General features: G+C 44.1%; 9 protein-coding genes and 1 pseudogene. 5 read left to right on the top strand and 5 right to left on the bottom strand.

Annotated elements, in window-relative coordinates:
• Positions 1-74: 74 nt before the first annotated feature.
• On the bottom strand, positions 75-2,483 hold the full coding sequence (locus tag ACFQ2O_RS04685) for an alpha-ketoacid dehydrogenase subunit alpha/beta (protein ID WP_377523254.1): 2,409 nt from the start codon (positions 2,481-2,483) through the stop codon (positions 75-77).
• 194 nt (positions 2,484-2,677) lie between these two features.
• Here ACFQ2O_RS04685 and ACFQ2O_RS04680 point away from each other — a divergent pair, with 194 nt between their 5' ends.
• The 3 genes from ACFQ2O_RS04680 to ACFQ2O_RS04670 all read left to right on the top strand — a co-directional run bounded on the left by ACFQ2O_RS04680 (position 2,678) and on the right by ACFQ2O_RS04670 (position 6,807).
• Positions 2,678-3,442, top strand: a complete 765-nt coding sequence (locus ACFQ2O_RS04680) for a DUF1573 domain-containing protein (protein ID WP_377523253.1) — start codon at positions 2,678-2,680, stop codon at positions 3,440-3,442.
• A 255-nt stretch (positions 3,443-3,697) separates the two neighbouring features.
• Complete coding sequence (ald, locus tag ACFQ2O_RS04675) at positions 3,698-4,810, top strand: alanine dehydrogenase (RefSeq protein ID WP_377523252.1); 1,113 nt, start codon at positions 3,698-3,700, stop codon at positions 4,808-4,810.
• A gap of 122 nt (positions 4,811-4,932) precedes the next feature.
• Entirely contained in the window at positions 4,933-6,807 is a 1,875-nt protein-coding gene (locus ACFQ2O_RS04670) for an LTA synthase family protein (protein WP_377523251.1), read from the top strand.
• Between the two features lie 17 nt (positions 6,808-6,824).
• On the opposite strand, the gene ACFQ2O_RS04665 is transcribed toward ACFQ2O_RS04670, so the two are convergent.
• Positions 6,825-7,280 carry a type I restriction enzyme HsdR N-terminal domain-containing protein gene (locus ACFQ2O_RS04665; protein ID WP_377523250.1) on the bottom strand — a complete coding sequence of 152 codons (456 nt, stop codon included), beginning with the start codon at positions 7,278-7,280 and terminating at the stop codon, positions 6,825-6,827.
• A gap of 88 nt (positions 7,281-7,368) precedes the next feature.
• On the opposite strand from ACFQ2O_RS04665, the gene ACFQ2O_RS04660 reads away from it, so the two are divergent.
• Both ACFQ2O_RS04660 and ACFQ2O_RS04655 read left to right on the top strand, forming a co-directional pair.
• Positions 7,369-8,142: an AMP nucleosidase gene (locus tag ACFQ2O_RS04660; RefSeq protein WP_377523249.1), complete on the top strand. Its 774-nt coding sequence runs from the start codon at positions 7,369-7,371 to the stop codon at positions 8,140-8,142.
• A 456-nt stretch (positions 8,143-8,598) separates the two neighbouring features.
• On the top strand, positions 8,599-10,248 hold the full coding sequence (locus tag ACFQ2O_RS04655; RefSeq protein WP_377523248.1) for an amidohydrolase: 1,650 nt from the start codon (positions 8,599-8,601) through the stop codon (positions 10,246-10,248).
• Positions 10,249-10,342: 94 nt separating this feature from the next.
• On the opposite strand, the gene ACFQ2O_RS04650 is transcribed toward ACFQ2O_RS04655, so the two are convergent.
• From ACFQ2O_RS04650 to ACFQ2O_RS04640, 3 genes and pseudogenes are all read right to left on the bottom strand, one after another.
• Complete coding sequence (locus ACFQ2O_RS04650; protein WP_377523247.1) at positions 10,343-11,671, bottom strand: MFS transporter; 1,329 nt, start codon at positions 11,669-11,671, stop codon at positions 10,343-10,345.
• Between the two features lie 66 nt (positions 11,672-11,737).
• Complete coding sequence (locus ACFQ2O_RS04645; protein ID WP_377523246.1) at positions 11,738-13,219, bottom strand: hypothetical protein; 1,482 nt, start codon at positions 13,217-13,219, stop codon at positions 11,738-11,740.
• Positions 13,220-13,588 (bottom strand): annotated as a pseudogene (locus ACFQ2O_RS04640) (hypothetical protein); the annotation flags it as partial.

Genomic DNA, 13,588 nt, shown 5'->3' with positions numbered 1-13,588 from the left:
AAGTATAGAATAGCAAAAGCCCCTGCCGATACTTCGGCAGGGGCTTTTGCTATTCTATACTTTAGGGCTATCCTTTAGTAAATTACCGAGTAAGCCTTTGGATCAGCTTCGCGCATGATCTGGTATATTGTTTCGAAAACGTCTTCTGAATTTGGCTTAGAAAAATAGTCTCCGTCAGATGAATAAGCCGGACGATGCGCCTGGGCAGAAATACAGGCAGGCTTAGAATCCAACCATCTCCAGGCACCCTGCTCATCCACCACCTGCTGCATCATATAGGCAGAAGCACCTCCTGGCACGTCTTCATCAGCAAACAATACACGGTTGGTTTTGCGGATAGAATCCAAGATCATGTGATCAACGTCGAAAGGCAGTAAGGTCTGAACGTCTATCACTTCAACGGATATACCAAACTCCTCCAGTTGCTTTGCAGCATCCATTACAATACGGCACATAGAGCCATAGGTAACCACTGTGATATCAGTCCCCTCCCGAAGCACCTCTGGCTTGCCAAGCGGCACTGTAAACTCGGCTACGTTGTTTGGAATACGCTCTTTTAAACGATAACCGTTCAAAGGCTCGATTACCAAGGCTGGCTCATCAGCTTTTAATAAGGTATTATAGAACCCAGCTGCCTGTGTCATATCGCGAGGCACCAGCACGTGCATACCACGTATACTGTGCAATATCATACCCATAGGTGAGCCGGAATGCCAGATTCCTTCCAGGCGGTGACCACGGGTACGCACTATGAGTGGCGCCTTCTGCCCTCCTTTGGTGCGATACTGTAAACTCGCTAAATCATCAGACAGAATCTGAATAGCATACAGCAGGTAATCCAGGTACTGTATTTCTGTGATAGGGCGCAGACCGCGCAAAGCTGCACCAATTCCCTGCCCTATGATAGTACACTCACGGATGCCTGTATCCGTTACACGCAACTCGCCATACTTCTCCTGCAGGCCGGCAAAAGCCTGATTCACGTCACCAATAAACCCAACATCCTCGCCTATAGCGAAAACACGCGGGTCACGGGCCAGCATGGCATCAAAGCAGGCCTGTAGCACTTCTCTTCCGTCAACAACCGGAGAGTTTTCGTCGAATACGGCCTTTACCTCTTCTACCTGCAGCGCCGATTCTTCAGACTGACTGAACAGGTAAGAGTTAAAGCGGTCTGAACTTTCGCCCAGGGTTTGCTCCAGCCATCCTACTAATTCGCGCTTAGCCTGATTCTGCTCGTCGCGCACATAGCGCAAGGCTTTGCGAATAGCTCTAACTGCATCGCTGCGAATAGGGCTTGAGGTTTTACGGAGTTCTTCTGTAATCGTAGCTACCTCTGTGATGTGGTTACTGGCGGCAGCCATATTGTCCAGCAGGCGCAGCGCTTCGTCATGATCTTCTTTGATAGCATTGGAAAAAGCATTCCAGGCATTACTTCGCGCAGCTTTAACGGCTTCTTTGGCTCCTGACTCAATTTCAGTAAGCTGATCTTCGGTAGCAATTTCATTCTCCAGAATCCAGGCGCGCATTTTCAGAAGGCAATCGTGTTCTGCTTCCCAATCCAGGCGTTCTTTAGATTTGTAACGCTCATGCGATCCGGAAGTAGAGTGGCCTTGTGGCTGTGTTACTTCCTCCACATGTATAAGCACAGGCACATGCTGCTCGCGGCAGACACGCACCGCTGCTTCGTAGGTTTCGCAAAGAGCGGCGTAATCCCACCCCTTTACTTTAAAAATTTCGTATCCCTGCTCGTCCTGCGCGTTGCGCTGGAAGCCAGCCAGGATCTCTGATATACTTCCTTTCGTAGTCTGGTATTCGGCTGGCACAGAAATACCGTATCCATCGTCCCAAACAGAAACCAGCATCGGTATTTGCAGTACACCGCCTGCATTGATTGCCTCGAAGAACATTCCCTCTGAAGTAGAGGCATTACCGATGGTGCCAAAGGCTACCTCATTCCCATTCAGGGAAAAGCTTTTCAGATTTTGGAGATTTGGGTTCTGGCGATAAAGCTTTGAAGCATACGCCAGCCCCACCAAACGTGGCATTTGAGCGGCAGTAGGAGAAATATCTGAGCTGGAGTTTTTCTGCTCCATCAGGTTTTTCCAGTTGCCTTCATCATCTAAAGAGCGGGTACCAAAGTGCCCGTTCATGGCACGCCCAGCCGTAGAAGGCTCTGCTTCTACATCGGTATGAGCATATAGTTGTGCAAAGTATTGCTGTAAGGTTAGCTCCCCTACCGCAAACATAAAGGTTTGATCGCGGTAGTAGCCCGAGCGCCAGTCGCCAGGCATAAAATACTTAGCCATAGCCAATTGCGCCACCTCTTTACCATCTCCGAAGATGCCGAACTTGGCTTTACCCATGAACACCTCCTTGCGGCCCGTGAGGCTGGCCTGTCGGCTTTCCCACCCGATCCGGTAGTCGTTTAGTATTTCTTCAGCTGTTAGTTTTTGATTAGTAGATACTTCAGCAGTCTGCATGTTTTCTCGGTTAAACCAAATTGAGTTTTTCTGATCAAAAGTACAGAACATTCACCTAAATTCAAATTTGGGCGGTTCTGCTGTAAATCTGGCACAGAATTGGAAACCCTATGTTGGAAATAAGATTTTTGTATATTTGTTTTGCTCTTCTGATAACAGAGCATGTTTAGTTGAATTCCGCTTCCTATTTCATTATGACTAAAAAGCTATACTTCTTAACGCTGCTATGCCTTGTAATGGTGTGCTTTACGGCTAAAGCACAAGGTGAGCTGCTGTTTGAGAAAGAGACCCACGACTTCGGAACCATTGCCGAGGGCACTCAGGCTTCTTACGTGTTTCGGGTAAAGAATGTGGGAACTCAGCCTGTAATTATTTCTGATGTGCAGCCATCGTGTGGCTGTACCACTCCAACCTGGACAAAAGAACCGCTCATGCCAGGAAAAATTGGCATGATTAAAGCGGAGTATAATAGCACCGGACGTCCAGGCGCTTTCAACAAATCTATTGTTGTTACCTCCAATGCTGCTACTCCGAGTAAATTATTGTACATTAAAGGTGAGGTTGGCCCGAAAGATTTAAATTTAAGTTATACTTCGGAACAAAAGGCATTATCACCGCGTTTGGCAATCGGAAGCACAAACTACAACTTCGGAAAACTTGAAAAAGGACAAAAAGCTGTAGCTAAATTCCGGATCCGAAACAACGGCAGGCAGCCATTGATTATACAAGGTGTAAAGAGCGCCTGTAATTGTATTAGCTACCGTACTTCAGTACCTGAATTAAAAGCTGGAGAAGTAGCAACACTGGAACTAACGTATGTTCCTGCTATGTTATCTCAGCAAAAGGAGATAGTGACAGTCTTATCAAATGATATCATTATGCCAAGCATCAAACTGACGCTAAAAGCAGAGGTTACAGAAGGCACGGCATCAAAAAATATGTTAAGGGAAGGCAATTAGCCAGTACCTTTCAGATAGTTTTTTTCATAGTTTTATTTTGTACTAATGGCAGTGATTTTATCACTGCCATTTTTCATTTTAATCCCTTCAGCATCACAGCAACACTCTCTCTTTAATTGTACCGGTTTTGCTTAATTAATATCTCTGGCATGGCCTCCAAAACTGCATTATATAGAAAGTATTTTATTTCTGTTTTGTTGTGGTATATTTGCGCAGCTAAACTTAAAGACTTGTTCATTTTAAACTAATCGCAGTATGATAATTGGTGTTCCGAAGGAGATCAAGAATAACGAAAACCGTGTAGGCGTTACGCCTGCGGGTGTGATTGAATTGGTGCGTAATGGCCACACCGTATACGTACAATCAACAGCCGGTGAAGGCAGCGGATTTTTTGATGACGACTACATTGGTGTAGGTGCTACTATACTTCCTACCATAGAGGAAGTATATGGTATTGCAGAGATGATCATCAAAGTTAAAGAGCCTATTGAGTCTGAGTATAACCTGATCAAGGAAGACCAACTGCTGTTTACGTATTTTCACTTTGCATCTTACGAACCGCTTACGCATGCCATGATCGAGCGTAAGGCTGTTTGCCTTGCTTACGAAACGGTAGAGAAAGCGGATAGATCATTGCCACTGCTCGTACCTATGTCTGAAGTAGCCGGCCGTATGTCGATACAGGAAGGCGCCAAATACCTGGAGAAACCGATGGGTGGACGCGGTATTCTGTTGGGTGGTGTACCAGGTGTACGTCCTGCTAAGGTATTGATTCTTGGTGGTGGTGTGGTAGGTACTAACGCTGCTAAAATGGCTGCTGGTATGGGTGCCGACGTGACCATTATGGATAATAACCTGCAGCGCCTGCGCTACCTGGATGATATCATGCCGGCCAACGTGAACACTTTCATGTCTAATGAGTACAACATTCGCGAGCTGCTTTCTACACACGATTTGATCGTTGGTGCCGTACTTATCCCTGGTGCAAAAGCTCCTCACCTGATCACGAGAGACATGCTGAAGGAAATGCGCCCAGGTACTGTATTGGTGGACGTAGCCGTAGACCAAGGTGGTTGTATTGAAACGTGCAAGCCGACAACACACCAGGATCCTACTTACATTATTGATGATGTAGTGCATTACTGTGTAGCCAACATGCCTGGTGCAGTTCCATATACTTCTACACTAGCCCTTACAAATGCAACACTGCCTTACGCACTTCAGCTGGCCAACAAAGGCTGGAAGAAAGCATGTGCCGAAAGTGCAGAGCTATTGAAAGGCCTGAATGTGGTACAAGGTAAAGTAGTTTACCAAGGCGTTGCCGAGGCGTTTGGTCTGGAGTTTGTTCCTGCTGAGAACGTGCTATAATAGCAACTATAAATTTTAAGGGGCGCCTTTTTGATCTATCAGAAAGGCGCCCTTGTTTTTGCGGCGACCGCGCTCCTACCTTTGCCCCATTCTTTTCTGATTACATTTAGAATAGAACATTTATGTTTGATTCTTCCTTTTTCTTATTGCTGCGCCGCCTTGGCCTGATGCTTTGCATTTACATGGTGCTGCGCCTGCTTTTCTACCTGTTCAATTATAGTGCATTTGCTGAGGCTGGCTTTACTGAAACTGTACTAGCATTTATACACGGCATTCGGTTTGATGTGGCTGCCATACTTGCTTTCAACAGCTTGTTTATATTGCTTTCGGTATCTCCTGTAGGCAACATACTGCATCAGCGCTACCAACAGGTGCTTAAGTGGGTATTTATACTTTGCAATGCTCCTTTTCTTGCCCTCGCCCTGGTTGATATAGAGTTTTTTAAGTTTATAGGGCGCCGCTCCAGCAACGAGGTCTTTACCATTGCTGACGATGTAGTAGAGCAACTGGGCCAACTAATCAGCTATTACTGGTATGTTTTGATCGGGTTTGTACTGCTGCTGTTTGCCTTGCTCAAGGTATACCCAGCAGCTCCTGCCATTCCCTCTCCGCAGCCAAGACAATGGCTGCGCTATCTGCGTCTGCTCATCATAGCAGGCATTACTGTTTTTGGTGTACGCGGTGGATTACAGCTAAAACCACTGCGCCCTAATCATGCTTTCGTGTTGGAGCCTGCTGCCTTGGGGCACCTCACCCTTAACAGCCCTTTTACTTTTATCAAAGGTATTGGGAAAACACAGCTGGAGCAGAAGCATTATTTTAACTCTGACGCAGCTTTACTGGCTGCCCTGCAATTTGATCCGCAACAATATGCGAACCCTGACAAGCCGCGGAAAAACGATAACGTAGTCATTATTATTCTGGAAAGTTTTGCAGCCGAGTATGTCGGCGCTCTAAACAACGGCCGCGGCTATACTCCTTTCCTTGACTCTCTTGCCACTGAAGGCTTACTTTTTGAGAATGCCTTTGCTAACGGGCGCAAATCTATCGAGGCACTACCATCTATACTTGCCGGTGTGCCTTCGCTAATGGAAGAGCCATTCATTACCTCCCCTTACCAATCAAATGAGCTGTACGGTTTAGGAACTCTGCTACAGCAGGCCGGCTACAATACAGCTATGTTTCATGGGGCGGCAAACGGATCGATGGGCTTTAACAACTTTGCTACCCGCGCCGGTTTACAAGCATACTATGGGCTGGATGAATACCCGGATGAATTGCGCAAAAGTGATTTTGACGGCCAATGGGGTATATTTGATGCCCCTTACCTACAGTATGTAGCGAAGCAACTTTCGGAGTTTCAGAAGCCGTTCATGGCAACGCTTTTTACACTTAGCTCACACCAGCCTTACACTATTCCTGCCAAGTATAAAGACCGTTTTCCCAAAGGAGAACTGGAGATACATGAGTCAATCGGATACGCAGACCACGCTTTACGCGAGTTTTTCAGGACCGCTGCAAAGCAAGCATGGTACAAAAACACGCTCTTCATCATCACAGCAGATCATACACAGAAAAGCATTGACCCGGCTTATCAAAATGAGCCCGGGCATTACCGTGTACCACTGCTGCTGTTTCACCCTACCGATTCCTTCGCAAGTATAAGTGCCGCTAAAATAGCACAACACGTTGATATTCCGGCTACTGTAGTTAACTACCTGAACATACCTACAGATAAACTGCTTCCTTTCGGCCACTCCCTGCTGGATAGTACACGTAACGGACAAGCCATATTTTATAACGGAAACGCCTATACCCTGGTGCAACCGGATGCGGTAACGGAGCTAAATATGCGGGATGAAGTACGATTTTATACTTTAAAGGAACTTGGAACAGCTGCCTCCCCTGCCCCTGCAGCAGAGCAAATGCTGAAAGCACAGGTGCAGTATTTCCGAAACAGTATGGTTGAAAACAGGCTATACTTCTGGAAGAAGTAAGCATCGCTTAAGATCACTTATACTTGTTCAGAATCAAATCGCGGTATTCCTTGAAGCGGTTTATACTGACGTGTATCAAAGTCTACCTGCCAACAAAAATGATCCATACCATTGGATATGACAACATAAGGAGCCTGTAGCGTCTGGTTATAAACTGAAACCTGCTTTACTACCTCCTGCGTAATGGGCACATGTGCGGCCTTACATTCTATGAGTAGGTGCGGCTGGCCGAGCTGGTTATAAACGCACAAATCTGTACGCTTCTGTAACTTATTATAATTGGTACCACGCTCTATGCTGATAAGGCTTTTGGGGTAACTTAACGTATTAATCAGGTAATGCACTAAATGCTGCCGAACCCACTCTTCGGGAGTAAGTATTATGTTTTTGCGTCGAAGTATATCAAAAATCAGATAATTAGCGCCAGATTTAGTAACTTTGTAGTCAAAAGGTGGCAGATTTAGTGCATCCATGCCGCAATTTAGCTAAAACTTGTACTTCCGCCCCAGCAGCAGCGTTGCCAAGGCGGTTTTTTTGTACCCTCTAACTAACTGATATCACATGAAGACTAAAGAAGAAATCGTTAACGACTGGTTGCCACGGTACACAGGTGTGCCATTGAATGAATTCGGAGAGTATATTCTGCTCACTAATTTCATTAATTACGTAAGAATGTTTGCCGATAAGTTTGAGGTGGAGATACGTGGGCTGGACAAGCCTATGCAAACGGCAACGGCCAACAATATTACCATCATCAACTTTGGTATGGGCAGTGCGATGGCTGCAACCGTAATGGATCTGCTTTCTGCCATCAAGCCTAAAGCTGCACTTTTTCTGGGCAAATGCGGTGGCTTAAAGAAGAAGACGCAAATAGGAGATCTTATACTTCCGATTGCTGCTATCAGAGGAGAAGGTACTTCAGACGATTACCTTCCGGCTGAAATACCGGCACTTCCGTCTTTCCGTCTGCAGCGTGCCGTATCATCTATGATCAAAAAGCACGAAATGGATTACTGGACAGGTACGGTTTATACTACTAACCGACGTGTTTGGGAACATGACGAGGAATTTAAAGAATACCTCCGCAACATACGTGCGATGGGAGTTGATATGGAAACGGCCACTATCTTTACAGTAGGCTTTATCAATGAAATTCCTCATGGTGCACTTCTGCTTGTGTCTGACAACCCTATGATACCAGAAGGTGTGAAAACATCTGAAAGCGACAAGCTGGTTACCACCAACTATGTAGAGAAACACTTGGCTATCGGCATCGACTCTCTGTTGGAGCTAATCAACTCAGGGGAATCTGTAAAGCATATGCGCTTCGAATAAGCCGTATTGGTGTAAAAGCGAGAGTATGATTCATTTTGCTACAGCTGGCACACCATTGCAAGGCAAAGACTAAGTTAAATGCAAGTATACATTCATAATAAAAGCCGCTATGTACATGGCGGCTTTTATTATGAATGTATACTGCTTATTGATTCCAGGTTGGAAGGAAGTATACCTGTTAGCACTATGTTTTGCAGCTTGTTAAATACACACTAAGAACCTGAGTGATATGCATCCTTTGCGCTGCTTTAAAACTATTAAACCTCTATGTCAAAACTCTTTCCATTTAGCTTTAGCTTGCAAAAACAAAGTTTAGACAGGCTCTAATCTTATAAAAGTACTTATCCCGATTCGATCAAATTTTTTGCCTTGCCAACATTGTCCTATATTGCCTTAAAAACACGATAGCATTACACCCTAACCTATTACCCTGCTATCTATCAGCAAAACAAAACCATGACTAACACCCTTCGAACCTTAGCCGCCGCTCTCCTGCTTGGCGGTATGCTTTTTACCGGCTGTACCAGCACACAGCCGGCCGATCTTATCGTTTATAACGGCACCGTCTATACAGTAAACGATAATTTCGACACAGCAGAAGCTTTTGCTGTGAAAGACGGAAAGATAATTGCATTAGGCACTTCAGATGAAATTAGAGGCAAGTATAAAGCCACAGAAGAACTTAATGCAGAAGGTAAAGCGATATACCCTGGCCTGATTGATGCCCACTCCCACTTCTACCGTTACGGACTAGCATTGCAGTCTGCTGATTTAGTAGACACGAATTCTTTTAGTGAAGTAGTACGCAAGGTAACACAGCAGCGTGAACAGTATCCTAATACGGAGTGGGTAACTGGCGGTGGCTGGGATCAGAATGATTGGGATGTAAAGGAATTCCCTACCAAAGACACGTTGGATCAATTATTTCCGGCTACTCCCGTTATCATCACACGTATTGACGGACATGCAGCTCTTGCTAACCAGAAAGCCCTCGATTTAGCCGGACTAACCGCTAACACAAAGATGGTTGGTGGGCTTGTAGAGGTGAAAGACGGTAAGATGACCGGTATTCTGATTGACAATGCTGTTGACAGAGTAATGGCTAAAATCCCTGATGCTTCTGAAACTGAAAAGCGCCAGGCTCTCCAAAATGCTGAAGCGAATGTGTTTGCAGTGGGCATTACCTCGCTTGATGATGCAGGTCTTGACAAATCAACCATTGATTTGATAGATGAGATGCACAAGAAAGATGACTTGAAAATTAGGGTATATGCCATGCTAAACCCGACGAATGAGAATAAAGACTATTATTACAAAAACGGTCCTTACAAAACGGACAGGTTAAATGTCAGGTCATTTAAAGTATATGCAGACGGCGCATTAGGCTCCAGAGGTGCCAATCTAATTAAACCGTACCATGACCGTGCCGGCCATTACGGCTTTTTACTGGCAAGTGAGCAGGAGTTCCGGGATATTGCAAAAGAATTGAACGAACATGGCTTCCAGATGAATACCCATGCGATCGGCGACTCAGCAAACCGCCTGCTACTCGATATTTATGGAAGTGTGCTTGGAGGTAAAAACGACAAACGCTGGCGCATTGAGCACTCGCAGATTGTGAATCCGGCAGACATGGATAAGTTTGGCAAGTATAGCATCATTCCCTCTGTGCAGCCGACTCACGCTACTTCCGATATGTACTGGGCTGGCGACAGGTTGGGAGAAGAACGCACAAAGCACGCCTACCCTTTCAAGGAACTAATGCAGCAGAATGGCTATATTCCCTTAGGTTCTGATTTCCCTGTAGAGAGTATTAATCCTTTTTATACTTTTCATGCTGCAGTAGCCAGGCAAGATGCTAAAAATTATCCTGAAGGTGGTTTTCAGATGGAAAACGCCTTAAGCCGTGAAGATGCTTTAAGAGGTATAACCATCTGGGCCGCTAAATCTAATTTCGAAGAGGGCGAAAAAGGAAGTATAGAAGCAGGCAAGTTTGCAGATTTTATACTTGTAGACCGTGATTTAATGACCGTTGAACCATCAGAAATGCGCGCAACCCAAGTATTAAGCACGTATGTAAATGGAAAGCTGGTTTACAAGAAATAATCATTTTTGATTCCATCATCTTAAATAAGAAAGGCCACTGTTTACTACAGTGGCCTTTCTTATTTAAGATGATTCAGCTTTAGATTATACGATATCAAACACCAGCCACCATAACTTGATCAGAATGTGCTTCTAGATTACTTTTCCCTCGCATCATAAACAGGAAAACCAGCCCTAATGCGAAGAAGCTAATCAAGGCTAAGATACTGTACCGCATAGAGCCTGTTACCTGAGTTATAGCTCCATATGCCAGTGTACCTAACACAATAGAAACCTTTTCAGTAACATCATAAAAGGAAAAAAAGGAGGCGTGGTCAGTAGTTGTGGCAGGAATTAGTTTAGAGTATGTAGAACGAGACAAAGCCTGTATACCTCCCATTACAGAACCTACCACTGTCGCTAAGCCATAAAATTGATACTCCCCGTAAGTAAAGTAGGCACCTATACATACTCCTATCCAAATGCAAACCGCTATCATTAGTGCCTGCACATTACCATACTTTGCTGATAGCTTTGAAAACACATAAGCCCCGGCAATAGCTACCAATTGTATAATAAGCACTGTTAAAATCAGGACTTCGCTCGCCAGTTTTAGCTCAACCTCCCCAAAAATGGCAGCCAGATACATAACCGTCTGAACTCCCATGTTGTAAAAAAAATAAGCCAGCAAGAAACGCTTGAGCTGCGGCAAACCTTTTACCTGATCAAGCACATGGTTTAACTCTTTGAAGCCATTCAAAATCCAGCTTCCTTTAGGCTTTCGACCATACACATTACCAGGCATGTGGTAAAAGGAGTATTGCGCAAAAGCAAACCACCATATTCCTGTAGATAAAAAAGCGATACGAGGCGGCAGCGAAGTATTTTCCGCTGCAATCCCGAACCAGGTCGGCTGCATAATCATCATGAGGTTAAATACAAGCAGAATGACACTCCCTATATAACCCATAGAAAAACCGTGGGCACTGAGGCGGTCGTATTGGTCTTCCGTTGCAATTTCAGGTAGGTAAGCGTTATAGAACACGATACTGCCGCTGTAGCCAATGGTAGCCAGCACGAACAGTATAACAGAGATAGTGAAGGTTTCTTTAGTGAAGAAAAACAAACCCGCACATGACAAGGAACCGAGATAGCAAAAAAGCTTTAAGAACAGTTTTTTTCGTCCGCTGTAGTCGGCTATGGCTGTAAGGATAGGGCTTAGGCAGGCAATAATCAAAAAGGCTGCAGAAATAGCATAGGTAAAAAGCACCGAGCTATCCAGCTTCAGGCCTAAAAAAGAAACCTCAGCAGAACCATCTGCCCCTCTGGCAACCGCACTAAAGTATATCGGAAAAATGGTAGATGTGATTACTAATGAGTAGACAGAGTTGGCCCAGTCATAAAAGCACCAGGCACGGGTAACGGTGGGGTTATTTTTTTCCATCCAGGCAAAATAGCAAAAATATTTATGGCCTGTCTATCTCCACTGTTATGTTAGCATAAACAAGCTTTACTTTTGCTTAAACAGATGCAGCACCAGTTCCCATAAATGTTCATAGGGCACTATCTCTACTTCTGTAAAAGCATCTCCCGGAAGAGGCGTATTTTCCAGTTGATTCAATAAAGCATCAGCGCGATACTTTATTTTTTGGTAATTCTGGTCTTGAAGAGCTATTTGCAGCATACGCATAAAAAGCCGTGACCTAAGCGCCTTCTCCCCCTTTAGATACTTGCTGGTATACTTCCGAACTCGTTCGGCATACAGCTCAAGTTCATCAGAGTCAGATTTAGACAATCCCTCAAACACATCCAGCACCAGAAGCGCCAGGTTGAATCCCGCCTTATCCTTCGGGAGTACTGTCAGTTCCTTAATTACCATTGGTGGCTCTGACACTTCTTCGGCATCTGCTGAAAACCTATGCAACAACAGAAAGTAGCGCCTGTACAGCTCCCAGCGTTCCCGGCTACTTTCGGGTAGTTTCTCGAACTGTCTATTTTGAGTTACCTCCTGAAGTAATTGTTCAACCTGTAGATGTTTCTTGCTATGCAGGGCTAGTAAAACATAATTTTCCAGGTATGAAAACCAATTAAATTCATACTTCCTGAATAGTGCTAAATTTTCACCTGCTACTTTTAAACCGTAATCATATTGGCGACTCTGAAGTAACGCATATACTTGAATAAATTTGTTATATTTTAAATTAAACCATTTTTCGTTAAGCCTTTTTGTTTGAATTAATTTCTCCGCTTGTTCAACTGCAACTACTATCTCTGCATACTGTCCCGTCTGCTCTAGATAAATTATCCTTAAGATATGGTAGTATCGAAAAACATAGGAGGAGGTTGACTTTTCTACAAGTAATTTAAAATGTTCTATTGTACTTGAAAGCCTGCTAATTATGTTAGCTCTTTCCGTAACAGGGCCTCTTATTGCCATTATTGCTCGGCTATACAAACCAAGCGCCTGCCGCTCATATTCCTGAATCGTGTAATAAGACTGCAGTAAAGCTTCACACTCAACATACAGCTTATCATCATTCATGTCTAACAGCATCATTTGCTTATCCTCTAATACATGAATCTTAAGTCGGTTGATATCGCTCGACTCAGCTATCTGAAGAGCCTGATCAAGTAGTTTTATAGAAAGATTGTATTCGGACATGACTCTAAGGCCGGCCGCCTGGCTCATTAAAACCTTACACTCATAATTTGCTATTTCGAAAGCTGCTAAATCAGTTTGTGTTAACTTCAAAAAGTGAAGTTGGTTAAATAACTTCTTTCTGAACCTGGATTTAAGCATCCTGTAACTACTAGTAATCTTCGTAGTACCATATAGCTCTTGTGCAGCTTCTACATCAGATGATATACTACCTTGCTTCAGCAAACTAAATAGCTTTGTCTCTAGCGTGCTATCATCGCTTAAACTTAAAAGCGGATTTGAGGTAGCAGCATATTTATCTATAAATGAAACAATACGTCTCAGCTCGTCCATCTACTCATCATTTGCCTTATTATCATATTTACTGCTTAGCGCCTTCAGAAAAAAATCCCATAAATGTTCATAAGGTACAATTTCTATTTCAGTAAAAGCATCTCCAGGAAAGGGTGTAACCTCTAGCTTCCTTAATAAAGGCTCCCCTTTAGTTCTTACTATATTAGGATTTTGTTCCTGCAGTGCCATCTGCAACATGCGCAAAAATAAGCGAGGCCGTTCAGATCTTACTCCTTTAAGATATTTCTCAACATATTTGCGTACCCTTTCCGATTGCTGAAAAAAGTTATCTGCTTTAGACAGCAGTACATCTTCAAATACATTCAATATCAATATAGATAAGTTAAACCCTATCTTGTCTTTACTTAA

Origin of the sequence: Pontibacter rugosus (assembly GCF_042678745.1) — a bacterium.
GTDB lineage: Bacteria > Bacteroidota > Bacteroidia > Cytophagales > Hymenobacteraceae > Pontibacter > Pontibacter rugosus.
This window is presented reverse-complemented; position numbering and strand designations above follow the sequence as displayed.